Source organism: Bradyrhizobium sp. SZCCHNS3052 (genome assembly GCF_032484495.1).
In the GTDB taxonomy this organism is placed as follows: domain Bacteria; phylum Pseudomonadota; class Alphaproteobacteria; order Rhizobiales; family Xanthobacteraceae; genus Bradyrhizobium.
Genome location: NZ_JAUETB010000001.1, coordinates 1,117,452 through 1,141,683, shown reverse-complemented (window position 1 = coordinate 1,141,683; position 24,232 = coordinate 1,117,452). Strand labels below are relative to the sequence as shown.

Annotated in this window: 30 protein-coding genes; 13 read left to right on the top strand and 17 right to left on the bottom strand. The window is 65.9% G+C overall.

All coding sequences use genetic code 11. The features are described from left to right. Positions 1-308 precede the first annotated feature (308 nt). The 3 genes from QX073_RS05230 to QX073_RS05220 form a co-directional block, all read right to left on the bottom strand. Positions 309-698 carry a cytochrome C gene (locus QX073_RS05230; RefSeq protein ID WP_315751740.1) on the bottom strand — a complete coding sequence of 130 codons (390 nt, stop codon included), beginning with the start codon at positions 696-698 and terminating at the stop codon, positions 309-311. After that, the gene (locus tag QX073_RS05225) at positions 688-1,572 is read right to left on the bottom strand and encodes a hypothetical protein (protein WP_316170433.1); all 885 of its coding nucleotides are present in this window, start codon (positions 1,570-1,572) and stop codon (positions 688-690) included. Before QX073_RS05225 ends, QX073_RS05230 begins: the two co-directional genes overlap by 11 nt. 223 nt (positions 1,573-1,795) lie before the next feature. Beyond that, on the bottom strand, positions 1,796-1,978 hold the full coding sequence (locus QX073_RS05220) for a hypothetical protein (protein ID WP_315712640.1): 183 nt from the start codon (positions 1,976-1,978) through the stop codon (positions 1,796-1,798). 207 nt (positions 1,979-2,185) lie between these two features. Here QX073_RS05220 and QX073_RS05215 point away from each other — a divergent pair, with 207 nt between their 5' ends. Beyond that, positions 2,186-2,419 carry a DUF6894 family protein gene (locus tag QX073_RS05215; RefSeq protein ID WP_315712301.1) on the top strand — a complete coding sequence of 78 codons (234 nt, stop codon included), beginning with the start codon at positions 2,186-2,188 and terminating at the stop codon, positions 2,417-2,419. Between the two features lie 145 nt (positions 2,420-2,564). After that, the gene (locus QX073_RS05210; protein WP_316225415.1) at positions 2,565-2,942 is read left to right on the top strand and encodes a hypothetical protein; all 378 of its coding nucleotides are present in this window, start codon (positions 2,565-2,567) and stop codon (positions 2,940-2,942) included. Positions 2,943-2,955: 13 nt separating this feature from the next. Here the strand turns inward: QX073_RS05210 and QX073_RS05205 are convergent, their stop codons facing one another. From QX073_RS05205 to QX073_RS05190, 4 genes are all read right to left on the bottom strand, one after another. Next, positions 2,956-3,882 carry a glyoxylate/hydroxypyruvate reductase A gene (locus QX073_RS05205; protein ID WP_316225589.1) on the bottom strand — a complete coding sequence of 309 codons (927 nt, stop codon included), beginning with the start codon at positions 3,880-3,882 and terminating at the stop codon, positions 2,956-2,958. Further along, the gene (locus tag QX073_RS05200) at positions 3,879-5,177 is read right to left on the bottom strand and encodes an ArgE/DapE family deacylase (protein ID WP_316225414.1); all 1,299 of its coding nucleotides are present in this window, start codon (positions 5,175-5,177) and stop codon (positions 3,879-3,881) included. Before QX073_RS05200 ends, QX073_RS05205 begins: the two co-directional genes overlap by 4 nt. A gap of 40 nt (positions 5,178-5,217) precedes the next feature. After that, positions 5,218-6,507, bottom strand: a complete 1,290-nt coding sequence (gene gabT / locus QX073_RS05195) for a 4-aminobutyrate--2-oxoglutarate transaminase (protein WP_316192638.1) — start codon at positions 6,505-6,507, stop codon at positions 5,218-5,220. 120 nt (positions 6,508-6,627) lie between these two features. Beyond that, positions 6,628-7,515, bottom strand: a complete 888-nt coding sequence (locus QX073_RS05190) for a LysR substrate-binding domain-containing protein (RefSeq protein WP_316225413.1) — start codon at positions 7,513-7,515, stop codon at positions 6,628-6,630. 376 nt (positions 7,516-7,891) lie between these two features. Between QX073_RS05190 and QX073_RS05185 the strand changes: the two genes are divergently transcribed. Continuing rightward, entirely contained in the window at positions 7,892-8,140 is a 249-nt protein-coding gene (locus tag QX073_RS05185; RefSeq protein ID WP_315712308.1) for a hypothetical protein, read from the top strand. 69 nt (positions 8,141-8,209) lie between these two features. On the opposite strand, the gene QX073_RS05180 is transcribed toward QX073_RS05185, so the two are convergent. Both QX073_RS05180 and QX073_RS05175 read right to left on the bottom strand, forming a co-directional pair. After that, positions 8,210-8,800, bottom strand: a complete 591-nt coding sequence (locus QX073_RS05180; protein WP_315751743.1) for an NAD(P)H-dependent oxidoreductase — start codon at positions 8,798-8,800, stop codon at positions 8,210-8,212. Positions 8,801-8,929: 129 nt separating this feature from the next. Continuing rightward, a complete protein-coding gene (locus tag QX073_RS05175) occupies positions 8,930-9,166 on the bottom strand; it encodes a hypothetical protein (protein WP_315712310.1) in 237 nt (78 codons plus the stop codon). Between the two features lie 363 nt (positions 9,167-9,529). On the opposite strand from QX073_RS05175, the gene QX073_RS05170 reads away from it, so the two are divergent. After that, on the top strand, positions 9,530-9,988 hold the full coding sequence (locus QX073_RS05170) for a hypothetical protein (RefSeq protein WP_316164724.1): 459 nt from the start codon (positions 9,530-9,532) through the stop codon (positions 9,986-9,988). 1,390 nt (positions 9,989-11,378) lie between these two features. Here the strand turns inward: QX073_RS05170 and QX073_RS05165 are convergent. Next, on the bottom strand, positions 11,379-11,636 hold the full coding sequence (locus tag QX073_RS05165) for a hypothetical protein (RefSeq protein ID WP_315712312.1): 258 nt from the start codon (positions 11,634-11,636) through the stop codon (positions 11,379-11,381). Between the two features lie 66 nt (positions 11,637-11,702). Next, positions 11,703-12,746: a DUF2778 domain-containing protein gene (locus tag QX073_RS05160; protein WP_315712643.1), complete on the bottom strand. Its 1,044-nt coding sequence runs from the start codon at positions 12,744-12,746 to the stop codon at positions 11,703-11,705. Between the two features lie 226 nt (positions 12,747-12,972). Here QX073_RS05160 and QX073_RS05155 point away from each other — a divergent pair, with 226 nt between their 5' ends. The 4 genes from QX073_RS05155 to QX073_RS05140 all read left to right on the top strand — a co-directional run bounded on the left by QX073_RS05155 (position 12,973) and on the right by QX073_RS05140 (position 15,234). Then, positions 12,973-13,407, top strand: a complete 435-nt coding sequence (locus QX073_RS05155; RefSeq protein WP_315751747.1) for a DUF1810 domain-containing protein — start codon at positions 12,973-12,975, stop codon at positions 13,405-13,407. 168 nt (positions 13,408-13,575) lie between these two features. Beyond that, the gene (locus tag QX073_RS05150) at positions 13,576-13,821 is read left to right on the top strand and encodes a hypothetical protein (RefSeq protein ID WP_315712314.1); all 246 of its coding nucleotides are present in this window, start codon (positions 13,576-13,578) and stop codon (positions 13,819-13,821) included. Positions 13,822-13,942: 121 nt separating this feature from the next. Then, the gene (locus QX073_RS05145; protein ID WP_316225596.1) at positions 13,943-14,152 is read left to right on the top strand and encodes a hypothetical protein; all 210 of its coding nucleotides are present in this window, start codon (positions 13,943-13,945) and stop codon (positions 14,150-14,152) included. Between the two features lie 86 nt (positions 14,153-14,238). Then, complete coding sequence (locus QX073_RS05140) at positions 14,239-15,234, top strand: DUF3592 domain-containing protein (RefSeq protein WP_316225412.1); 996 nt, start codon at positions 14,239-14,241, stop codon at positions 15,232-15,234. Between the two features lie 58 nt (positions 15,235-15,292). On the opposite strand, the gene QX073_RS05135 is transcribed toward QX073_RS05140, so the two are convergent. The 3 genes from QX073_RS05135 to QX073_RS05125 form a co-directional block, all read right to left on the bottom strand. After that, positions 15,293-16,915, bottom strand: coding sequence for an ABC-F family ATP-binding cassette domain-containing protein (locus QX073_RS05135; protein ID WP_316170429.1), 1,623 nt, complete (start codon positions 16,913-16,915; stop codon positions 15,293-15,295). Positions 16,916-17,019: 104 nt separating this feature from the next. Next, positions 17,020-17,478 (bottom strand): hypothetical protein, encoded by a 459-nt coding sequence (locus QX073_RS05130; protein WP_315751751.1) that lies wholly within the window; start codon positions 17,476-17,478, stop codon positions 17,020-17,022. A gap of 188 nt (positions 17,479-17,666) precedes the next feature. After that, positions 17,667-18,701: a glutamine synthetase beta-grasp domain-containing protein gene (locus QX073_RS05125; protein WP_315712320.1), complete on the bottom strand. Its 1,035-nt coding sequence runs from the start codon at positions 18,699-18,701 to the stop codon at positions 17,667-17,669. A gap of 543 nt (positions 18,702-19,244) precedes the next feature. Here QX073_RS05125 and QX073_RS05120 point away from each other — a divergent pair. Both QX073_RS05120 and QX073_RS05115 read left to right on the top strand, forming a co-directional pair. Continuing rightward, a complete protein-coding gene (locus QX073_RS05120; RefSeq protein ID WP_316172343.1) occupies positions 19,245-19,439 on the top strand; it encodes a DUF2735 domain-containing protein in 195 nt (64 codons plus the stop codon). Positions 19,440-19,698: 259 nt separating this feature from the next. Next, complete coding sequence (locus tag QX073_RS05115) at positions 19,699-20,442, top strand: tyrosine-protein phosphatase (protein WP_315749999.1); 744 nt, start codon at positions 19,699-19,701, stop codon at positions 20,440-20,442. A 29-nt stretch (positions 20,443-20,471) separates the two neighbouring features. Here QX073_RS05115 and QX073_RS05110 read toward each other — a convergent pair whose 3' ends face one another. Together QX073_RS05110 and QX073_RS05105 are read right to left on the bottom strand one after the other, a co-directional pair. Continuing rightward, positions 20,472-20,687, bottom strand: coding sequence for a hypothetical protein (locus QX073_RS05110; RefSeq protein WP_315780518.1), 216 nt, complete (start codon positions 20,685-20,687; stop codon positions 20,472-20,474). Positions 20,688-20,781: 94 nt separating this feature from the next. After that, positions 20,782-21,480, bottom strand: a complete 699-nt coding sequence (locus QX073_RS05105) for an SGNH/GDSL hydrolase family protein (RefSeq protein ID WP_315826818.1) — start codon at positions 21,478-21,480, stop codon at positions 20,782-20,784. Positions 21,481-21,611: 131 nt separating this feature from the next. Between QX073_RS05105 and QX073_RS05100 the strand changes: the two genes are divergently transcribed. The 3 genes from QX073_RS05100 (at position 21,612) to QX073_RS05090 (ending at position 23,469) form a co-directional block, all read left to right on the top strand. Further along, entirely contained in the window at positions 21,612-22,292 is a 681-nt protein-coding gene (locus QX073_RS05100) for an SDR family oxidoreductase (RefSeq protein ID WP_315749997.1), read from the top strand. 95 nt (positions 22,293-22,387) lie between these two features. Then, on the top strand, positions 22,388-23,086 hold the full coding sequence (locus QX073_RS05095) for a DUF2161 domain-containing phosphodiesterase (protein ID WP_316173792.1): 699 nt from the start codon (positions 22,388-22,390) through the stop codon (positions 23,084-23,086). A 77-nt stretch (positions 23,087-23,163) separates the two neighbouring features. After that, positions 23,164-23,469: a hypothetical protein gene (locus tag QX073_RS05090; RefSeq protein WP_172109527.1), complete on the top strand. Its 306-nt coding sequence runs from the start codon at positions 23,164-23,166 to the stop codon at positions 23,467-23,469. A 97-nt stretch (positions 23,470-23,566) separates the two neighbouring features. Here the strand turns inward: QX073_RS05090 and QX073_RS05085 are convergent, their stop codons facing one another. Further along, on the bottom strand, positions 23,567-24,223 hold the full coding sequence (locus QX073_RS05085; protein ID WP_409977870.1) for an N-acetyltransferase family protein: 657 nt from the start codon (positions 24,221-24,223) through the stop codon (positions 23,567-23,569). Between the last annotated feature and the right edge of the window lie 9 nt (positions 24,224-24,232).

Below are 24,232 nucleotides of genomic sequence, written 5' to 3'. Positions count from 1 at the left end.
AACGTCAAAAGACATAACGCCCGAAAACACAATCACGATAACGCGGCTCGTGGCACGATTGAGACGTCACGATGATCCGGCTCGGGACGGCCAGCTTCGCACGGACACGCGCGAGATCGGCCTCCCGGGGGCGTCGAGCACCTTGGCCGACGAGCATAGCCCAGGTCGAGGATATCGGCCACACCCGGACGAGCACACACCGGAAAACTGCGGGCCGAGCGGCTGCACCTGAGCAGCTCAAATTCGATCGCCGCGGCCCGTTCACCTCACGTGACGAGAGAGGCGGAGCGCGACGTGCAGCGCGCTCGCTAACGTCCCCGCACCGGCAGCGGCGGCCGCGGCGGTCGTGTCTCACCACGATGGGCCGGGCGCCGCGAAGGGGGACGGCGGGCCGGTGCGGCTGCCGGGGCATCGACCGACTGCAGATAGGTGCTCAAGGCCGACGCGGCGTCGTCGCTGCTGGTGTAGTGCTTCTGCAGGAACAGATAGAGCGTCAGGCGAAAGCGCCCCTTGGCGAGCCCACGTGCCGAGCGATGACAGGTGGCGCAGCTGTCCGCAAACAGCCGCGCACCGGATTTGCCGGCATCGAGATTTTCCGCCCGTGCACCGCTGATGACAATCAGCAGCAGCACGGCCGATCCAACAAGCCTCAGCCGCGCTCCGGCGCGCCTGCGCGCGTGGACGCGCTCAGGCGACATCAGCCTGCGGGCTTTCCTCGGCCTGCGCACCCAGCGCATCGAGATCGACCAGCGCCGGATCGTCGGGCATCGGCTCGCTCTGCTGCTGTCCGCCGCCATGGACGTGCATCAGCGTCTGGACCCGGCGCGCGTTAAGATAGTCGACGTGCTGATGCGCCAGCGCCAGCGGCAGCAGGGCCTTGGGCAGCGCGGTCATGGTGAACGCGGCGACGCGCTTCACCTCCTCGCCCTCGCGCCAAGTCAGGGGGCTCAGCGTATAGATCATCTGACGGTCGGTCTCGGGCGCCGGCAGTTGCCGCGTCTCGGGCGGCGCCAGCAGGGCCACATTGATGTTGCCGGCCCGCGTGCGGCTTGCGGCCGCGCGCAGCTCCCAGCAGATCAGCTCCGCGGCGGAGAGCACCTCGCGGCGGATGTCGTCGACATCGGATGCGAAACGACTGGCCTCGCTGAGCGCCGCGCGGCCGCGCGTGACCGCATCGACGAGCGCCGCCGCACCGATTTCGAAGCGAGGAACCGCCTGCTCGATGGCGGTGGCGACGGCCTCGATGTCGTTGGCGGCGCGGTCGCGGTCGCGCTGCGCCACCGCGTCGGCGAAGGCGCGCTCCGCCAGGATGATCTGCTCGTCGCACTCGGCGACGGATGCGCGCAGCGCCTTGGCCTTCTGCTCGACGGCCTGCATCTTCGATTCGGCACGATCGAGCTGCCCGTTGCTGGCGCCGGCCTTGGCGAGCCGCTCCGCTGCGACGCGCTTCTCGTCCAGTGCCGCCTCGGCCACCCGGAGACGGTCCGTCAGCCGCTGCCGCGCGGCCTGCTTGTCCTTCAGCGCACGCTCGAAGATCTCGACGGGGCTCAGCTCACGCTTGAAGAAGACCATGGCAATAATCCCTGGACGGCGGGCGCGCCGGCAACGTTGGTCAGCGGCGAATCCACTGCCGAATCATGTTGCCCGATTCTTGCGTGGAAAATGGGTCGGAAACCAGGATGAGATGCGGCACACGTCCCCCTTGACGGAACGTATCCACCGCCGGCTGGTGCGGAGCATCAGTCGGCGGATCCGACGGACCGCGCGGCGATATTCGGTAAAATGGAATCCGATGTCAGCTCTGATGCGGACCGCGCATCATCCTCATGGCGTCCGCGATGTGGCGCCATTCGCGGGCCTCCTCGGCCTCGCCACTGGCTTCGCATTGCTGCGCCTTCTGCGCAGCCTGCGCGACGGCCGAGGCGCCGTGCATCTCGAGCATCTGCCGGGCGATCGCGTGGATCTGGACTTCAGACATCATGTCGAGCTCCTGTCGCCGGATCGAATGGTCCGCGACAACTTCCTCTGCGCCGATGCGTTCCGTGAGCTGGATCACTGCACGTCCGGTTCCACCGGCCCAGACTGCGCCCCGTAATTTACCTTACGTGATCAATCCGATTTCGCGCGCGCCGCCACGCTGTTACTTCTGACTGAGATTCGCCGGAGGGCGATTGAGGAGACGGACATGACGCAGGTCTTCTTCCACTGCTCCAATCCCGATGAGTTCCTCGTCGATCGGCGTGGAACCGCGGTCATCGATCTCGCCGAGGCCTGTGATCACGCCGAGCGCGTCATGCAGTCGCTGATCTCGTCCGAGAGCGAGGAGGATTGGCGCGACTGGGTGCTGCACATTTCCGACGATCTCGGCGAGGAAATCATCGCCATGCCATTCACGTCGGTGCTCGGCCCGATGCATTGAACGGAGCTGCGAACTGCGCCCTCCCCGGCGCTGAGACATTGTGTCCGCATTAGGGTTACCGGCTTCCTTACAAGTTCCGCTCCTCGCATTCTTCTCGCCACATTTGTCCGCCATTTCGGCGCTGTTGCGACGGAGGGGACATCTCATGACCAGACTGCTGACGGCCGCGGCCTTGGCGCTGACATTGACGGCATCGGCGGCGATGGCCGACGAGCACCGCGGCGGCGATGCCGCGCTGGGCGCCTTGTCGGGCGCCGTCGTATTTGGACCGGTCGGGGCCGTTGCCGGCGCCGTCGTCGGCTATACCGCAGGTCCTTCGATCGCGCGCTCCTGGGGCTTCCGCCGCTCGCGTGCAGCCCGGTCGCAGCAGGTCCGGCGTCCGGTCAGGGACAGCCAGGCTGCGATGACCGAGTCGCAGCCGCAGGCCGCGCCGCGCAGCGCACCCCCGCCTGCACGGACCATCGCTGTCGCTCCGCCGGCGCCGCGCGGTCCGGTGGCGCCCCCGGTGCAAACGCTCGAGTAGACCCGCAGGCTGATCAGTAGCCGCGGGCGCGATCCACGACGTTCAGCAACGGCTCTCCGCGCAGCAACCGCCGCGCATTCTCCGCGACCTGCTGCGCGATCACCTCCCAGGAGGCGATCGCCGCCATGTGCGGCGTCACCAGCACGCCCGGCTCGCGCCACAGCGCATGGTCCGCGGGCAACGGCTCATGCGCGAAGACATCGAGCACCGCGCCGCGCAGATGGCCGCTGCGAAGCAGCGCGACCAGATCCTCCGTCACCAGGTGCTCGCCGCGGCTGCACAGGATCAGCGCGGCCCCCTTGGGCAGCCGGCCCAGGCGACCGGCATCGAGCAGGCCCACGGTCGAGGCCGTCAGCGGCAGCAAGCAGATCAGGATCTCCGTCTCGCCGAGGAAGGCGTCGAGCGCATCGGCGCCGCTATAGGTCCGCACACCGGCGAGCGCCTTGGGCGAGCGCGACCACGCGCTCACCGCGAAGCCCAGATCGACGAGACGGATCGCGGCCGCGGAGCCGAGCTCGCCGAGCCCGAGAATGCCGACCCGACGGTCCTTCGCGGCACGCTGCTCGTAACGCCGCCACACGCCGTTGCGCGCATTGCTGACCACGCGGTCGAAGTCGCGGTGGAAATACAGCGTCCCCCACAGCACGAACTCGGTCATGGCCGCGGAGATATCGGGATCGACGATCCGGCACAGCGGCACGTCCGGCACGGTCGGATCGGACAGGATGTTGTCGACGCCCGCTGCGATCGAATGGATCAGCTTCAGCTTCGGCATCGCCGCCAGCGCGCCGGGCTCCGGCTTCCAGCACACGGCAAGCTCGGCGCCGCGCGCCGCGGCTTCCGGCCATGACGCGACGGTCACGCCCGGCAGCTCGCGCGCGAGCAGCGCCTGCATCGGATCCATCAGTCCGGGACGGCTGAGAAGCGCGACCGTGATCATGCCGGCCGCAGTCCACACCATTGCGCGACGAACATCGCGATCGACAGCGTGGTCTTGCGCACGCTGTCGAGATCGACGCGCTCGTCGAACGCGTGCGGACCGATGCCATAGGGCCCGTAGCACAGCGCCGGGATGCCATAGTCGACCTGATAGTAGCGGGTGTCATTGACCGCCGTAGAGAGCCGCACGTCGAGCGGCTGCTCGAACACGCGCGCATGTACCTCGGCGAGCGCGGCCTCCGCGGCGCTGCCGGGCTCGCACACCGCAGGATCGGCCTGAAAGCCGCTCCACACCAGCTCGACCGGATTCTCCGACAGGAAGCTGTCTGCGGCCTGCGCCTTCGCGAGACACTGCTCGATGCCGGCCATGGCCTGCGCCGGCGTCTCGCCCGGCAGCACGCCCAGCCGGCAATCGAGATCGCACCACGCCGGCGTCGAGCTCGCCCAATCGCCGCCCTTGATGATGCCGACGTTGAACTTGATCGGGTCCTTCACCGACGCGAACCATGCGTTCGATTTGGCGCGCGCGTTGATCCCTTGGGTGTGCTCCTGGAAGGCGCGGATCAGATGCATCGCCGAGAGGATCGCGTTGGTGCCGGTCTCGGCATAGGCAACGTGGACCGGCGTGCCGCGCACGCGCAGCCGGAACCAGATGGCGCCGACCTGCGCGCGGGTCAGCGTGTGGCCGGTCGGCTCCGGGATCAGGCAGGCATCCGCCGTGTAGCCGCGCATCAAGGTCGAGAGCGCGCCGTTGCCGGTGCTCTCCTCCTCGGTCACGGTCTCCAGGTGAATGCGTCCGTCCGGCACGAAGCCGGCGGCCTTGATCGCGTCGAGCGCGAAGATCATCGCGGAGACGCCGGCCTTCATGTCCTGCGCGCCGCGGCCGATCATCCAGCCGTCGCGCACGATCCCCTCATAGGGTGGATCGTTCCAGAGATCGGTCGGGCCCTCGGGCACGACGTCGATGTGGCCCTGCAGGATCAGGCTGCGTCCCTTGCCCGCGCCGTCCAGCGTCGCCACCACCTGCTGCGAGCCGTCGAGCGCGATGCTGTCCATCGGCGCCGCCTTGGGATGGCGCATCAGGTCGACATCCTCGAGGCTGAAGCGGTCGACCTGATAGCCGCGGGTCGCGAACTCGCGAGCCAGCCAGTCCTGCACCGGCGCCTCCTCGCCACGCAGGCTGCGGAACTGCACGAGCTGCTGCAGGAAGGCGACCTGCCTGGCGAAGTTGGCATCGACAGCGGCGGCGAGCCGCTCCATCACGTCATTCGGCACAGCCGCCGCAGCGTCAGTCACGTTTCAAACCTCCAGCCTTCCCGTTCATCTCGGCCGCGCGTCAGGCGGCCAGGCACTTCTCCAGGATCGCGAGCCCTTCGTCCACGATCTCGTCGGACGCGGTCAGCGGCACCAGGATGCGGATGGTGCTCGCGGTGACGCCGCAGGACAACAGGATCAGTCCGTTCTCGTGCGCCACGCGGGTCACGCGCTTGGTCATTTCGGAATCCGGCTCGTCGCTGCCGCGCTGCTTCAGGATATCGAATGCAACCATCGCGCCAGGACCGCGCGGCCCGGAAACCGGAACCAGGTTGTTGGCGCGCGAGAAGCGCTCGATCGCCGCGCGCAGCCGCTCGCCGATCGCATTGGCGCGGTCGAGCAGCTTCTCCTGCTCGAACACGTCGAGCACGGCGAGCGCCGCCGCGCAGGCCAGCGGATTGCCGCCATAGGTGCCGCCGAGGCCGCCCGGCTCCGCGGCGTCCATGATTGCGGCACGTCCGATCACGCCGGACAGCGGCATGCCGCCGGCGAGACTCTTGGCGACGCAGATCAGGTCCGGCTGCACGTCGTAGTGCTCCATCGCGAACATCTTTCCGGTTCGGCCGAAGCCGGTCTGCACCTCGTCGGCGATCAGCACGATGCCATTGCTGTCGCAGATGCGGCGCAGGCCGCGCATCAGGTCCGGCGGCGCCTGGTGGAAGCCGCCCTCGCCCTGCACCGGCTCGATGATGATGGCCGCGACCTGCGAGGCGTCGATGTCGGCCTTGAAGATGAAGTTGATGTAGGACAGCGTATCCTCGACCGTCACGTTGCTGCCTGAGATCGGGAACGGCGCGTGCCAGACGCCTGGCAGCGGCGGCCCGAAATGCTTCTTGTACGGCATCACCTTGCCGGTCATCGCATTGGCGAGCGCGGTGCGGCCGTGGAACGCGCCGGTGAAGGCGATGATGCCGCTGCGCCCCGTGGCCGCGCGCGCGATCTTGATGGCGTTCTCGGTCGCCTCCGCGCCGGTCGTCAGCAGGATCGACTTGGCCGGCCCCGAAATCGGCGCCAGCGCGTTGAGCCGCTCGCTCAGCCGCACATACGGCTCGTATTGCAGCACCTGGAAGCAGGTGTGGGTGAAGCGGTCGAGCTGCGCCCGGATCGCGGCAACGACATGCGGATGGCAGTGGCCGGTGTTGAGCACCGCGATGCCGCCGGCAAAGTCGACATAGCGCTTGCCCTCGACGTCCCACACCTCGCTGTTGAGGGCGCGGTCAGCAAACAGCGGCGTCGCATAGCTCACGCCCCTGACGACGGCCTCGTGTCGTCGCGCCAGCAGGTCTTCGTTCGCAGCCGAATTCGCAACCATGGCTCAACTCCTCGTGGGAAAATCGAGCCGCAGGCTACGCCGAGAGCCGTCGCGATCAATCAGCTTGTTCCCGACGACAGGTGCCTGCAATGCACCGGACCCAGCGGGATGAGCGCGCAGCTACGCGGCGAGCACATTCTTCAGCCAAGCCCGCAGCGCGACGATCGCGGGCTCGTCCCAGCGCTCCCGAAGGGCGACGAGCTGATAGGCTCCCATGCGGAGTGCCGAGGGGATCACCTCGACCAGCGCACCGCTGCGCAGATCATCGGCGACCAGCACCTCGTTGGCGAGCGCGACGCCCTGGCCGAAGCGGGCCGCCTCGATGGCGAGATGCGCGTGCCACAGCCGCTGGCCGCGCAACGTGACCGGCTCCCGATACCCCGCCAGCTCGAACCATTGCTCCCATTGCGCGGTGGACTCCTCGTGGATCAGCGAGGCCCTGGCGAGGCCCGGGAGTGTCGCGATCGCCGGAAACCTTGCCAGATAGGCCGGGCTTGCGACCGGGAATACGCGTGGGCGCACCAGCTCCTCAGCGACCAGGCCGCCGCTCCGGTCGACCGCTTCGGCATAGACGATCTCCGCATCCGCTTCGCCGCGCTGCAAATCGGGGTGCGCCAGCGTCGGCTGCAGATTGATGTCCCAGTTGCGCGGCGGGCCGCTCAGCTCGGGCAGCCGCGCCAGCAGGCGGCGATTCGCGAGGCCCGGAATGCACCAGATGTTCAGGGTCGGACGCGCTGCGGGCCGCACCGAAATTGTCGCGCGGGCGATGATGTCGAAGGCCTGGCTGACCTCGGCATGAAACTGGCGCCCGGCCTCGGTCAGCGCGAGGCCCCGCCCCTCGGCACGCACCAGCGCCACGCCCAGGCTGCGTTGCAGGTTCTGCAGATGACGCGAGACCACGGTGTGGCTGACGGCGAGTTCGTCGCCTGCGGCGCGCACGCTGCCCTTGCGGCCGACGGCCTCGAAGGCACGCAGCGCGATCAGGGAGGGCAATCGGGGTCTCGTCATGCTCGCACAGTTCTCAGCCTGCGCGATCTCCCTCCCGCCCTGAAGCGGAACCGCCACGATCCGTCTGTCGCGCGGCTGATGTCGGAGCGCCGGCTGCCATGGCGGCGTCCGTTGACCGCACAAGGCGTTCCGGGCGGAGCGCCGCATCGCGGTCACGAGGGCGCTTTCGCGCGTCATGCCGCTCTTAGCGTCAGCATTGGCGCAACGCCAGCCCGGAGAAAGCCACACGCGCGGCCGGGACCTCCGCGGACGCCTTACGAGGCAGGCCACGTCGCAAACGATCCTTAAGCCTCCCGCCATGGCAGGCGCCATTTGCCTAAAAGTTTCCACAATTCGACTTTGAATCGGGAGTGCTTCGAGCAGGAGAACCCCCAAGATGCGGATCAGCCAAATGATCTACGTCGGTTCGCTGGCAGCCCTCGTCGCGACGGCCGCCCCCGCACTGGCGAAAAGCTCCCAGACGCCCAAGCCGGATGATCAGACCACGTCGTCCCTGCCGTGCCGCGCCTACCAGCAGGCCCCCGACGGGACCTGGATGGAGCGGCCCTGTCAGGGCCAGGGCGCAAGCGCCCCGGCGCGTCAGCGCGCGGTCACCAACGGGACCGGCAGCGCCGAACAACGTTAGCGGACCTGGTTCGCGGACTTGGCGCGAGAGCCGGAGCGCTTGCGCTCCGGCCTGCACTGATGCCCGCGCTCAGTAAGGTGGCGCCCGGCGCGCCCGCTGCTCCCTGCCCGCTTCGACCCACCACAAGAGATCGTCGGCAAAACGCGGAAACGCGCGTTCCAGCGATTGGCCGGAATCGCCGGTCGGCCTGCCGTCGGCGGACAGCGCCTGACCGATCGGGCCGACGGCAAGCGTGCTCGACACCACCACCATGCCCATCTCCGACAACGTGCCGTGCCACGCAGTAGCGGCCCGCGCCCCGGAGAGCCGGCCGGCGGAATAGCTCGCGATCGCCGCCGGACGCCAGAACCATTCCTCGAGAAAGTGGTCGGTGAGGTTCTTCAGTCCCGGCTGCATGCCCCAGTTATATTCGCCGGTGACGAACACGAAGCCGTCGGCGGCACGGATCTTGGCCGCAAGCTCGGCCATGGCCGCTGGCGCCTGGCCGGGCGGATATTCCTTGTACATGCGGTCGAGCATCGGCAGGCCGACCGCCCTGGCGTCGATCAGTTCGACGTCCTGGTCCTTGGCGCGCAACCCGTCCACGACGAATTGCGCGAGCCGGATGCCCATCCGGTCGGAGCGATAGGAGCCGTAGAGGACGAGGATGCGGAAGCTCATGGCGCGTCAACTCCTGGCGCGGACGATCCGCGCCAGACTACCACGCCGTCATGTCATGGAGGTAGTTATGGTCACGCCGCAGATCGATGGACCGGCGGCGCGTGGTTGCAGAAACGAGGCGAGGCAGGCTCAGCGCGTCACCGTGGCCGACGCGGAGCGCTCGGATGGCCGGCCGAACACGCTGCGGCAGCCGTCGCTGAGGCTGGCGCGCTGCTTCATCATGCAGGCAATGATGCGGTCGCGATCGGGAATCTCCGACGAGCACAACCGGAACACGTCGCCCGTGCACAGCCGCCGCTGGTCGTCCTCCGTGAAGGCATGGCCTGCGCGCGGGCTGGCGACCATCGCCAGCGCAAGCCCTGCCATTGCCACATTCCAATTCCGCATCCTGAACAGATGAGTTCGCATCGCCGTCCCCAATTCGCCCGCTGTTTGTCCGGTTCACCCGCTGCTTTCACTGATGTCGCGAAGCAGTTGCCGCCGCAGAATCAAATGATGACACGTCGCGGCGCGCCTTCAACAAGCGCTCTCGTTCCTGCACCACAATTTTGCGGCCTGTTGCATCTTCGACTCCTTTTGCGCTGCCGGAACCCGTGAGACGCCGCCAAATTGTCATTAGGCGAACGCAATCCGGCCCAGCCGCGCTCACACTCTTACGGCGTAGTGGCGGCGTCCTGATGGTGCTTCGGACCATCACGTGTCCCGAGTTCAGGTGTGGGAGTCAGGTTCATGGCGTACACGATGGTGGCTGAGCGGGAGCAGCAGACAATCCGCAAGCAGCGCGAAAGCGCCCTCATCGTTCTCGCCAACGCACAGGTGATGGAGGCGGAAGGCTGGCAGGTCGTCATCACCGACGAGGACGGCAACAGCATGCCGCTCGCCGAGTTCGAAGCTGGCATCTCGCAGAAGTTTTCGTCCTGGTACAAGGCCAAGCAGCGGCCGGTGGTGCCCACCACCATTCCCGCCCCCAACCTGTTCGCAACGCCGGCCAATGACGACGCCGGGCCGGAGGCCGTCGTGGCCGCCGAACTCGCCGCCGAGCAGGTCGAGACGGCCGAGGTCCAGGAGGCTCCTGTCCAGGAGATCGCCGAGGACGATTTCGAAACGGCCGAGACCGCCAACGCTCCGACGGCCGAGAAGGCCGAGCGCGAGGAGATCGCGCTCGACGCCGCCGAGATGGCCGACTGACGCTGCGGCCGCGCCGCAGCATCAGCGAGAGTCACTCGCCGCCTTCGTAGAACAGCTCCAGCGGCAGCCCGGCCTGGGTCTCGCCGATCCACTCCCGCGCAATGGCGTTGGACTCCCCCATGCGTGCATCGCCGCATGCACGCAAAGACCATCCCCCGTCGCTTCGCGTGGCGCGGATCGAGCGTGCTTCGGCCTGCCTTCGCTTCCTCGCGATCAGCGCGCGCCGGGCGACTAACAAACATGTTCGCCCCGCGGCTCTCGGTCGAACAACGATCATCGGAACGAAGCGACCATCTGCCCGTCGGGCAAATCAAGGCGCATTTCCATCTCGCGGCGTCACCTCCAGGGCCTGAATCGGCAGCAACGGCGGTGCGCGCGGAAACGATTTTCCGCAGGCCCATCAAGCTGATTTGGCCTGTCCAGTCCCGCCGCCGAAAATATTCTGCTTTTCCTAAATCTAATTCAGTGCTTTTGTCGCGCCATCTCCCGCTCGCAGGAGGGGCGGTTCGCGGTCGTCACGGACGTGGAGCGGGAGGAGCGGTGGACGCGATGGCAGCGCAGCGCATCTTGCGCCGACGAACGCTGACGTCGCGTACGGTCAAGTCGCGTGGTCCTGGCATCCCGACGCTGATGCCCCCACGGTGGCGCGCCCAAAACGCGTTGTCGTGCACGGTGACCAGAACGCCCGGCGCACCGGGGAGCGCGCGAAGCAGCCGTTAAGATCATCGCGCGGGGAATGCCGGTTGCCCGGCTGAACCTGTGGTGACTGCCGCCTGCTTTTTTTCTGCAGGCGGGCCATGGGTTGCGGCCAGCATCCCGGCATTCCCCGCGCCCTCTGCTGTGCGGAGGGCAAGACGGATGGATCACTCGGGCGCATCAGCGCGGCGAGAACGCGAGGGCGTGCGTGAATGAGACTTCGCAGGACGGTGCTTCAAATCGCTCGGTGTCATTCCGGGGCGCGCGGAGCGCGAGCCCGGAATCCATACGCTGCAGCAGAACTGATGGAGCACGCTGGAGCGACACACCTGCCCGACACGCCCGCTCGTGGTTATGGATGCCGGGCTCGCGCATGCGCGCGCCCCGGCATGACGATGTTGAGAGACCGTGGCGCCACCCGCCGTCATGCCCCGCCCCCGGGTCTCGCCTTCGGCGAGCCCGAGGACAGGCTCCGGCGGGACATCCACTACGCCGCGGCCTCTCGATCAATCACGACTGCGGCGGCGTACTGGGTCGCCCGGTCCCGTCTTCGCCCGATGGGCTTCGACGCGGCAACGAGCGCCAGGGCGCGCCGCAGCTTTAGCGGAGGCGGCAAGCCGGGCGATGACACCGAATGTAAAGCAGGCATCAACACGAGCCAGAGGCCGCGGGTGCCCTGGGGGATGATCCAGTCTCACAACAGCTTCGCGCTCACGAACAGCGTGCGCACGGCGTTGGTGGCCTGCACTGTCATGATGGCGTTGTCGGCCGCGGCCTGCAGGGCGGCCATGGCCTGGTCGTGCAGCGACTTGAACTCCATCCACTCGACGGCGTTGAGGCTGGTGAGGAACTGATGGGCCTGCCCGACCGTCGAAATCACGACCGGCTTGCCGTTCACCTTGATGTTGAAGGTAGTACGCAGACGCGTTTCCGAGTTTGCGGGATCAATCATGGGGACCTTCCGGAAGATGCGACGGGCGTCACCGCCGAGGTCGCGCCGAGGCCCAGCAACAAAACGTCACTCGGTCTTTTGCGCGGTCCGCGTCGGGGTGCCAGCCTCGAGCCCGACGACGACAACGAGTCGGTTGAACTCGCCGTCATCATACGCCTTCAGGAAGCGATCGTAATTCTTGATCGAGACGCAGCCGTTCGAATCACCCTCCGGACCCAGCATATAGGGGTGGGTCAGCAATCCGCTCCGGCCGAGGGTCGATCCTTCCACCACGTTCATGCGCAGGGCGCGAACGCCGTGAAACGGTTTTTCGCGCGGCTTCAGGTCATAGGTGGCGGGCGGGGTCGCGCCAACCATGCGCTGATTGACGTGCTCGGGGTCGTCGCGCAGGCTGCCCATGCCGGAATGGGCCTCGAGCCCGATGCCGGACGGCAGATACACCATCTTGGCCTTGATGTCGTACACGGCGGTCTTGTCATAGCCGAGCGCACCGAGATCGATTCCGGATCGGACGATGCCGCTATCCGGACCGAGCGAGGCGAACTTGGTCGGGCTCGGCAACAGGTCGGACAGCTTCTGCAGGATGGAGCGATCGTCGACGCGTCCGACCGCTTCAGGCGCACTGGCCGAAACCAGGCTGGTCGGCAGGTTGGCGACGGACGGGCGCGGGCGCGGCAGCGGCACGCCCGGTGCAGGCATCGTGACGGTATTGCCCTCCGTCAACATCGGCCGCCAATCGCTGTTGCTGGGGTCGCGAGCGCCCGGATCACGCGCTTCCATGCCCTTCACCAGCGCGGCCCGGGCATCGAGCAATTGGCGGTCGATCGCGCCGCGAAGGGCGAAACGGTCGAGCGCGCGAACCGCGTCTTTTTCCGAATAGGCCGTGGCCGAGGCGGAGGCCGGCGCGAAACGTGTTTCGAAGGTCATGGACGGCGCGGCGGCGGCCGGAATCGCCGCGCTCGCAAGCGACGTCTCATCGCTGTTGGCTCCGACCCATGCAGCCGCGCCCGCTGCGACCGCAAGTGCTGCAAGCACGAGTGCGATCGCTTCGGAGCGCCCGAAGCGGCCTTGCGACAACAGAACGTCTACGCTTGCTTCACTGGAAGCCATCACGTCCCCGATATACCCCCTTTTCGGACCACCCGGGAAAGGTGACCGACCCCAAGGGGTACGATTCGACCCGTCATGACATAGGATGGCAAGAGTGCGGCATAATCTAGACAAACGCCAGCCCGGAGTGATCCGGCGTGAACCGACGCCCAAGCCTCGCACGGGCTGCGCCGCAACCGTCCCAGAAAGCCGATTATATCGATGAATCAGCCGGTTGGAGGAATGTATGAACGCCGAATGGGATGATCTCGGCCGATTTGCCGACGCACAGGATTCGATTTATTCGCGCGTGACCGCCGAACTTGCGGCCGGTGCCAAGCAAAGCCACTGGATGTGGTTCATCTTTCCCCAGGTCGAGGGGCTCGGCAGGTCCGCCATGGCGCAGCGCTACGCGATCCGCTCCCGCGCCGAGGCCGAGGCCTATCTGGCGCATCCCCTGCTCGGCCCGCGGCTCGTCGAATGCACCCGACTGGTGCTCGCGGTGCAGGGCAAGTCGCTGCGCGACATTCTGGGTGTTCCGGACGATGCCAAATTCCGCTCATGCATGACGCTGTTCGATTCGATCAGCCCGAACGGGATCTTCGCGCAGGCGCTCGATCGCTATTGCGACGGTGCGCGCGACCCGGCGACGCTCGCGTTTCTGCAGCACAGCACCGCATGAGCACACGGTTACCGCAGATGCGCATCTCGGCCTCATAGGGCTGACACGGTAATGAACCAACTCTGCCCTGCGGCCGGATTTCGGGTGACAAGCCCGAACAGGAAACTTGATCGCGCCCAGATTTGCGGGTCCCATCCGCCGCGTTGTTTGTCCCAAGGAGACACGCTCATGAAGAAGTTTTTCCTGATTGCCGCGCTCGCGACCTTCGCCGCCGGATCTGCCTTCGCCCAAGACAGCTGCGAGACCAAGGCCGTCGGCAAGGACGGCAAGGCGCTCGCCGGCGCCGCCAAGACCTCGTTCATGAAGAAGTGCATGGCCGAGACGTGTGAGACCAAGGCGGTCGGCTCCGACGGCAAGAAGCTCGCCGGCGCGGCCAAGACCAGCTTCATGAAGAAGTGCGAGGCCGGCGGCTGACGCGCTGGCGGCCGACGACACTGGCGCCCCGCCATGATGCTTGGCGGGGCAAAGCCATGCCGGCGGGCTCCATCAGCGCGAAGCGTATCGGCAAGCTACGACGCGGGCGGCGAGCGCCTCGATGTCGAACGGCTTGGTCAGCAGTGCGCAGCACGCCGCCATAGAGCTCGACCCAGCCCTCGGCCGGCACCATCTCGCGGACCTTCTGCCCGATCACGTTCAGGATGCCCGCATGCAGGGCGTAGGCCGGGTTGGCTTCAACGTGGACGTAATCGCTCAGCGGGCCCTGCGGACCGTCGAAGAACTCGATGGGCGAGTGGTGGAGAGCTGAGGAGGACCGGCACACTGTTGAACCGAGGGGAACCCGCAGGACACCACTGCATGTCGCCCGCCCTGGCGGGCCCATGCGAGATCAACATGCTCACCGCATCCGCCCTGCTCTGGACCCGTGTCGCCGCCGGCATCTTCGGCTTTCTCGCCCTCAATTCCGGCTACGGACTCTGGCTTCAGCGCAAGAAGACCAGCGGCGGCCGCGCCTGGCCGGTCGTCGAGGGCGAGATCGTGGCCTCGGCGGTGTCTGTCGCGGCGACGCATCGGTCGGCAGATGACACCGATGCCAAGCCTGACATCCGCTACCGCTACGAGGTGTTGGGCAAGAGCTACGAAGGTTGCCGCATCCGTTTCGGCAGCCCGAGCCGCGTCACGCGCCTGCAAGCCGACGAGATCGCCGGCAAATATCCGCAAGGCGCGAAGGTCCGCGTTTTTTACGATCCGAAACGCCCCTCGCAATCGGTGCTCGAGCCTACCAATGCCAGCGGCACGGCGGCGCTTGTGGCGCTGTTCGTCGTGCTGTCGGCCGTGACCGCCGTGTTGGTGGCGCATTCGCTCGCCGGCAAGGTGCTCACGACCGAGGCTGGCGTGCCGCTGTTCGCCTTCCTGATGCCGTTCGCCCTGTTCGGCTTCGGAGCCGTCGCGCTCGCCTCCTACTGGAAGCTGCGGCAGGAGCGCCTGGCGAGCCGCTCCTGGCCGAATACGCCGGGACGCATCACGCGCTCCGGCGTGACGATGGAGATCACACGACGTGAGGACGATCGCGGACGAGAAACGGAAGAGGAGCGTTTCCGGGTCACGATCGAATACAGCTACACGGTGGATGGTCGCTCTTTCCACAGCACGCATTGGAATTGGGGCTGGACCGCGCTGCATTCCGACAGGTCGAGCGCTGAAGCCGTCGCCGCCAAATACCCGGTCAACACCGACGTCACCGTCTACTACGATCCGATACAACCCGAGACGGCCGTGCTCGATCCCACAAACAAGAGCGGCGTCGCGGCGCCGCTCTGGGTCGGCATTATCCTGATCGCGATCGGCGCGCTGTTCCTGTTCGTCTTCACCCACGTCCAGATGAGCTAGCCGGGGATGATGCGAACAAGGCGCAAGCAGAGCACGAGCGACGAGTATGGCCGCGTCGTCAGCTGCGCAGGCCCGGCGCTTCGTGGCCGCTGCGGGCGACATACTCGGTATAGCCGCCGCCATACTGATGGAGGCCGTCAGGGGTCAGCTCGAGCACGCGGTTGGAGAGCGCGGCGAGGAAATGACGATCGTGCGAGACGAACAGCATGGTGCCCTCGAAGTTCGACAGGGCCGCGATCAGCATCTCCTTGGTCGCCATGTCCAGATGGTTGGTCGGCTCGTCCAGCACCAGGAAGTTGGGCGGATCGTAGAGCATCTTGGCCATCACGAGCCGTGCCTTCTCGCCCCCCGACAGCACCCGACATCTTTTCTCGACGTCGTCGCCGGAGAAGCCGAAGCAGCCCGCCAGGGCCCGCAACGAGCCTTGACCGGCTTGCGGGAACGAATGCTCGAGCGACTCGAACACGGTCTCGTCGCCGTCCAGCAGGTCCATCGCATGCTGCGCGAAGTAGCCCATCTTGACGCTGCCGCCGATCGTCACCGAACCGTCATCGGGCTCCGCGCTACCGGCGACGAGCTTCAACAGGGTCGACTTGCCAGCGCCATTGACGCCCATCACGCACCAGCGCTCGCGGCGCCGGATCATGAAGTCCAGCCCGTCGTAGATGCGGCGGCTGCCGTAGCTCTTGGACACGCTCTTCAGCGCTACCACATCCTCGCCCGAGCGCGGCGCGGGCAAAAAGTCGAACGCCACGGTCTGGCGCCGCTTCGGCGGCTCGACCCGCTCGATCTTGTCGAGCTTCTTGACCCGGCTCTGCACCTGCGCCGCGTGCGAGGCCCGCGCCTTGAAACGCTCGATGAACTTGATCTCCTTGGCGAGCATCGCCTGCTGGCGCTCATATTGCGCCTGCTGCTGCTTCTCGTTCAACGCCCGCTGCTGCTCATAGAAATCGTAGTCGCCGGAATAGGTCGTGAGCTGGCCGGCGTCGATCTCGATCACCTTGTTGATGATGCGGTTGATGAATTCGCGGTCGTGCGAGGTCATCAGCAGCGCGCCCTCATAGCCCTTGAGGAAATGCTCCAGCCAGATCAGGCTCTCGAGATCGAGATGGTTGGACGGCTCGTCGAGCAGCATCACGTCGGGACGCATCAGGAGGATGCGCGCCAGCGCGACGCGCATCTTCCAGCCGCCGGACAACAGGCCGACGTCCTTGTCCATCATCTCCTCGGAGAAGCCGAGGCCGGCCAGCGCCTCGCGGGCGCGGCTGTCGAGCGCGTAGCCGTCGAGCTCCTCGAACCGCGCCAGCACCTCGCCATAGCGCGCGATGATGTCGTCCATCTCGTCGGCGCGGTCCGGATCGGCCATGGCGGCCTCGAGCTCCTTGAGCTCGGCGGCGACCGACGACACCGGCCCGGCGCCGTCCACCACCTCCGCCACCGCGCTGCGGCCGGACATCTCACCGACATCCTGGTTGAAATAACCGATCGAGACGCCGCGATCGATCGAGACCTGCCCCTCGTCGGGCTGCTCGCGGCCTGAGATCATCCGGAACAGCGTCGTCTTGCCGGCCCCGTTGGGGCCGACCAAGCCGATCTTTTCGCCGCGCTGGAGCGCGGCGGAGGCTTCGATGAAGAGAATCTGGTGGCCGACTTGCTTGCTGACGTTATCGAGGCGGATCATGAGGGCTCAGGCGGTGGACAGGTTGCCGCCGCTCTTAGTCGATGCGCGGCGCCGGTGGAAGGCGCAATTTGGGCGCCCTCCCCGCACCGTCCGCCCCGCGCCGGTCAGCGGCCTGGAGGCCGAAAATCCTGGTTGCCGAACGGTTTGTCGGTCGGGATGCGGATCGCGACGTAGCCCCGATCCATGGTCGCGTGGCAGGCGTTGCATCCCGACGTCAGCTCGGTCACGGCGGAAGCGAAACGCTTGCCATCCTTGGCGGCGATGGCGTCCGAGATCGACTGGATCGGCTGGCCGAGCGTGGTGACATTGTTCACCGGCAGGCCCGAATAGAAGACCGCGGCGTCGGTCAGGCTCTGCCTCAACTGGGCGAGCTCATAGGACGCGAGATCCCAATTCTTGGACTGTCCCGCGAACCAGAGCTTCGCGTGTCTGACCTGAATCAGATTCATGATGTCGCCGAGCCGCGGCAGATATTGTTCTGCACTGGACTGCGACTGCCCTGCAGCCAGGGAGATGGCCGAACAGGCGATCAGAACGCCTGAAACCCACTTGCGATAGCTCATTCCATGCCCCGCTTCCAAACAAACCGCTACGGAAAGACATACCGCTGCGATCGAAACCGGACTTGCGATTGATCAAGGCCGAGTCGGCCTCCGATCGTTCGAGCCCGCCAAACGAATGATCCGCCGAAGCGGCTGCTCCGGCGGATCATCATATCAGCCCCCGGCCCCGGGGTATTGTGGTCGGCGTCTTAGGCTGCGGCTTTCGCGCCGGTCGGAACCATCGCGATCGTCTTCAGGACCTGAGACGCGATCTGGTAGGGGTCGCCCTGGGAGTTCGGACGGCGGTCCTCCAGATAGCCCTTGTAGGCATTGTTCACGAAGGAATGCGGCACCCGGATCGAGGCGCCACGGTCGGCCACACCCCAGCTGAAGGTGTCGATCGAAGCGGTCTCGTGCTTGCCGGTCAGGCGCATGTGGTTGTCCGGACCATACACGGCGATGTGGTCGGCGCGAGCTTCCTTGAAGGCGTCCATCAGCTTCTCGAAATACTCCTTGCCGCCGACTTCGCGCATGTACTTGGTCGAGAAGTTGCAGTGCATGCCCGAGCCGTTCCAGTCGGTGTCGCCGAGCGGCTTGCAGTGGAACTCGATGTCGATGCCATACTTTTCGGTCAGGCGCAGCATCAGGTAGCGGGCCATCCACATCTGGTCAGCAGCCGTGCGCGAGCCCTTGCCGAACACCTGGAATTCCCACTGGCCCTTCGCCACCTCGGCGTTGATGCCTTCGTGGTTGATGCCGGCCGCGAGGCAGAGGTCGAGATGCTCTTCGACGATCTTGCGGGCGACGTCGCCGACGTTCTTGAAGCCGACGCCCGTGTAGTACGGGCCCTGCGGCGCCGGATAGCCGTATTCCGGGAAGCCGAGCGGACGGCCGTCCTTGTAGAAGAAGTACTCCTGCTCGAAGCCGAACCACGCGTCTGGATCGTCCAGGATGGTGGCGCGGGCGTTCGACGGATGCGGGGTCTTGCCGTCCGGCATCATCACTTCGCACATCACCAGCACACCGTTGGTGCGGGCGGCGTCGGGATACACGGCGACCGGCTTCAACACGCAGTCGGAGCTATGGCCTTCGGCCTGCATCGTCGACGAGCCGTCGAAGCCCCAAAGAGGCAGCTGTTCCAGGGTCGGAAAAGAGGAAAATTCCTTGATCTGTGTCTTGCCGCGCAAATTCGGCACCGGCTTGTAGCCGTCGAGCCAGATGTACTCGAGCTTGTATTTCGTCATTGAGCCTCTCTGTCTTATCGAAAGGTGGGAGCCCAGCAATCGAAGGCTCCCCGCTTACCCGGCCACGATCGGCCAGCGCACTCTTAAGCATGGAATGTGCCAAGTCCCGCGACGTCCCGTCGCATGGACGAAGACCGATCGGGGCCGAGCTGCCGGCCGGTTTTGCACGTCAGGGGTGCGGCAAAGCAGCGCGACCGGGATTGCACGGAGCGCATGGCGGAGCGGAGAGCTTGTCGAAAACCCGCTTGATTCCTTGGCATTTGCGGCGACGCGCAAGAGAGGCCGAACAAGCCGTCAGCAGTTACGGGACATTTTCGAAAAGAGTTGGAGCTCTGTCCGCAACCTTTGGTCCAGCCCAAGTGTTGGTCAGATGAACATTGCTGCTGGGGGAGCACATGCAGAAATGCCTGCAAAACGCGCAACATGTGATTTCGTTTTGATCATGTTGCATTACCTCCGGGCAGCACTGATATCGACGCTGGTAACCACAACGGAACGAGTCGGGCGCAACCTGATGTGTGGCCGATGGAAGGAGAATGAGGAATGGGCACCAATGTGGACGAGGGATCCGCAAGGATCTACCAGTTTCCGCGCGGAGGGCGAGCGGGTCTTGCACCTCGCCAATCCGGATCGCCGCCTGAGCGGCCGATCGCGCCGTCGATCCAGCCGACGATCTACAGCGCGAGCTGGTATCATGACGAGGCGATTCAGGAAGCCAAGCCGGTGTGGGACCGCTGATGTCAGACTGTACCGTGACGCCAGCACGCCTTTGCTGAAGGGTCGGACCGACAAGGTTCCGGCCCTTTTTTCTTGCGCCGCTGTCTGCATGTCTCTCGCCGCTGCTGACGGCCGCCGGCGGGCTCGACGTGCCAGGGTCAAACAGGCCGCCGTCGTGACCCGTTTCATGGTCTTCCCTGTCCTGTCGAAGGCTACGCATACGCGTCGCGTCGATGAAACGGCGTTTCACATCGAAGCCCGCATCCCCTAGAATGGGTTGATGTCTGCCCATCCGCTCCGCCATCTCGGCCTTCACGGTGCCAGCAATTTCAGAGATCTCGGCGGATATCCCAGCAGGGACGGCCGGCACGTGCGATGGCGGCAGCTGTTTCGGTCGAACCATCTCGGACAGCTGACCGAGCCCGACGTCGCGGTCCTGCGGGAGCTTGGCGTTCGGACGGCGTTCGATTTCCGCGGTCGCAACGAGCGCGCTGCCGGTCTCTGCACCATCGCCGAGATCACCGTGCATTCCGTGCCGATCGAGCCGAGCGTGGTGCCGGCGCTGCGGGCTCTGGCGACACGAGGACAGCTCACAACCGACCATGCCTTGGAGCTGATGCGCGAGTCCTACCGCAACTACGTCCGCAGCTACACGCCGCGCTTCCGCGCGCTATTCCAGCATGTTCTCAATGAGGACGCCCCGTTGGTGATCCATTGCACGGCCGGCAAGGATCGCACCGGTGTGGCCTGCGCGCTGGTCTTGCACGCGCTCGAGGTTCCGGATGACGCCATCTTGGAAGATTACCTGCTCACGAACCAGCTCTATCGTCGCGAGACTGCAGCTCACCCGGATCTTCCCGCTGATGTCGTCCAGACGATCGGGACAGTCCAGGCCTCGTTCCTGGCAGCTGCGTTCGACGCCATGCGTGATGATTTCGGCGACGTCGACACCTACCTGCGCGACGGTCTCGGCATCGACGGCGCGGCACGGAAGACGCTACAGGAGCGCTATCTCACGCTGTGAGCCTGGGCGGCCCGAATACGCTTGAGCGATCAGGCCGCTTCGATATCGGCTGTCTCGGCGGCTTCCATCGCGTCGAGATCGGCAATCACCTCCTCGAATGCGGAAATCGCCTGTTGAACCGCCGCGATCTGCATCAATTCCCAGCCGGTCACCGGACCTGCACGGTTCTGCAAGGCGACCACCAGATCCCGCCGCTGCTCCTTCAGCTGTACCAGCGGCAAACCATGGTCCGGCAGATGTCTCATCATGTCAAAGCTCCAACGCCCCTCAAGCGGCATAGCGACAGGCTAGCGGGCCGCGCTGGCAATCCACTTACGAAAGTCCGGCTAATTTTATCGATCAGGCCAGCGCGACCGGCGCCGTCATGATGGCGCTGGCCAAAACGTCGCTGATCTTCGCGGTGGCGGCTTCGCTCACATGCAAGCGGTCGCCGTGCCCGTCGTCGAGCGCCGACAACGGAATCTGGCCGGCCTCATGCCAGCTCTTCATCAGATTCCAGCGCCTGAAGACATTGACGTCGGCCGCAGACGTGACCTTCTCGATGCGACGCTGAATGTCCTCGGCACGCGCCAGCCTGCTGGGCACCGTCACGATGGCAGCCGTATATTGCAGGTCCATCACGATGGCATCGATGGCCAGCCCCGCCAGCCATCGAAGGCCGACGCGCAGCGCCGCCTCGACGTCATCGGGACTGTAGACCTCGGGCCTGTAGGCGGCGTTGGTGCCGACCTGCCAGATGACGAGCGAGGGCTGCTCCGCAATCACGTCGCATTCGAAACGCGAGAGCTCCTCCGGGGATTCCTGTCCGCCCACACCCCGATTGAGGACGTCGATCAGGCAGCCGAAATTGGTCTTGCGCAGCGACTGCTCGATCCGGGCCGGAAAAGCGACAATTCCGTTGGTGCCGGCGGTGGAAGATGAGCCAAGCGCCACGATCCGGGTCTTGCGCTGCGCATCCAGACTCTGCCTGAACCGTCTGATCGGACGAGGAAAACCGGTGGAAACGTCGGGAAATTCGAGAGAGCCTGTCGCGGTCATGGTCACCTCTGACGAACCACGCTTTCTGATTGCAATTGCATGCCCCGGCCGCCCGGCCATTGCAACTCATCGGCAGGGCCATAGTATAACAAGCGGCGCTGTGGGGCGCGTCAACGGAGACCAGGGACGGAATGAACGGAGCAGTGATTGTCATTACGGGTGCGCAAGGGGCGCTCGGACGCAGCGTGGCCGATCTCGCGCTCGCACGGGGCGCGCATGTGGCCGGGATCGATCATGCCCAGGCCGAAATCCCGGCGAGTGACGACCGCATCGAGCTCGGAGGCGTCGATCTCTCCGACCCCGAGCAGGCAAAGGTCGCGATCGACTCCGTCGCCGCCCACTTCGGCACTCTGGATGCGCTGATCAACATCGCCGGCGCGTTCGCGTTCGAGACGACTGCCGACGGCGACGATTCCGTCTGGGAGACGATGCATGCGCGCAACCTGATGACCGCGCTGCACGCATCGCGCGCGGCGATTCCGCATCTCGTCCGCTCCAGCACGGGCCGCATCGTCAACATCGGCGCCATGGGCGCGCTCCAGGCCAGTGCCGGCATGGGCCCGTATGCGGCCTCCAAGTCGGGAGTGCATCGCCTGACGGAAGCACTCGCGGCCGAATGGAAGGGCAAGATCACCGTCAACGCCGTCCTGCCGTCGACGATCGATACGCCGGCCAACCGCGCCAGCATGCCCAAGGCCGATTTCGACAAATGGGTGACGCCGCAGGAACTCGCGGAGGTCATTCTGTTTCTAGCCAGCGACGCCGCGAGCGGCGTGACCGGCGCGCTGCTACCGGTTGTCGGCCGGGTGTAGCGAAGCCAGCCGTTCACCCCGACTTGGCGCTGACATCACCGGACTCGGCGGGCTAGACTCGCGCGCGCTCTGAGTCGCACACATCGGACGGCCCCTTGGAAACCGCGCTCTACCTTCCCGTCAAACGCTTCCTCGAAAACCTCGGCTTCTCGGTCAAAGGGGAAATCGGCGGTTGCGACGTGGTGGCGCTCAAGGGCGACGACCCGCCGGTGGTCGTCGTCTGCGAGCTGAAGCAGGTCTTCAACCTGGAACTGCTGCTGCAGGCAGTCGATCGGGCCGGTGCCTGTGACGAGGTGTGGGTTGCGGCGAACCTGTCGGCACGCGGCAAGGGCCGCGAAAGCGACTCCCGCTACCGCAATCTGTGCCGCCGGCTCGGCTTCGGCATGCTGGCCGTGACCTCAGCCGGACACATCGAAGTGCTGGTGCAGCCGCCCACCACGGCGCCGCGCAAGAACCCCAAGAAACGTTCGCGTCTCGTGATCGAGCATCAGCGGCGCAAGGGCGACCCCGTCGCTGGCGGCTCGACCCGGGCTCCCATCATGACGGCCTATCGGCAGCAGGCGCTGGCCTGCGCCTCGGCGCTGTCGGGCGGGCCGAAACGCGTCCGCGACCTCCGAGCGGACATTCCGGATGCGCCGAAGATCTTGCAGCGTAACGTCTATGGTTGGTTCGACCGCGCCGAGCGCGGCGTCTATGTCCTCACGAAAGCCGGGCTCGCGGCCTTGCGCCGCTGGCCCCAGGATATCCACATGACGCAGGCAGCGTTGCCCAATCGCGACATGGTGAACGCATAGCTGGGCTGCCCCGCGGAATATATATTGCAATGCAACAATCCTGCTTCTAGGTATCCCGGACGATTCACGAGGCCCCCATGAGCGAAGATTGGAACACCAAGTACGGTCCGCGTCGCGTCAGGCGTGATCCCCCGACACTGGAAGAAGCGATCTTCGCTGCGTCAGGCATCACCGACGATGTGCAGGCTCAGGCCGAGATCGCGTCGGCGCTGATGGGTCTGCCGCTCGAGCAGGTGCTCCCCGAGGTGAAGAAGGCAGTCCGCGTTGCCGCGCGCACCAACACGCGCGTCATCACGGCCGACCAGGGCACGCAGCAGCGTGCCGTCGTGGTCGAACGCCGCACCGTGCGCCGCTTCAATTTCGACAAGCGCACCGGCACCTGAACGCCGCCCTCCGGGGCGCATCGGCAATGCAATCAAACGAAAAGGCGCGGCAGCGGTGATCGCTGTCGCGCCTTTGTCGTCGCAGCAACGGCTCGGATCAGGCGGCGCGCTTGTCGCCGTACATCCGGGTCACGAGCTTCCAGCAGGCGCGATTGAGGGTGAAGAACGCGCGCGCTGCCGCGATCGGCGCATCGATCACGAGCTTCGCCAGCTCATCCTGGGGCTGCTCGGTCAGATCGATCGTGCCGGTCGATTCGCCGTGACGGAACGCCAGATGCGCACCGAACTTGGCAGCCAGCGCCCGCATCGCATGGTTCTGCGATCCCGTCGTGACGCGGAGCTTGCGATAGCCCTTCCACCGCGCCTCCGAGATCACGCGCTGGAACAGCAGGCTGCCGACCCCGCGACGACGCACGCAAGCCTCCACGCTGAACGCAATCTCCGGAAGCCCGTCCTCGGACTGCTCCGGCGGATGCAGCTCGGCGGCGCCGCGCACCATGCCATTTTCCATGTAGGCGACGACGATCGTGCCATCGGCCGCACAGCGGGCCGCATAGCGTTCGATGAAACTGTCATCGAGGAAGCCGTTGAATCGATCGTGCCGGCTTTCCGCATCGAGCCGCAACAGATGATCGCGCAGCAACGGCAGTTCTTCGTGCTGGCTGAGGGTCCGCACATAGCCGAAGCCCGGCCGGGGACGAAAAGTATCTACCTGTGACACTGCCTGAGACTCCTCTCGAGAGCCCTCGCACACAGACGTCTT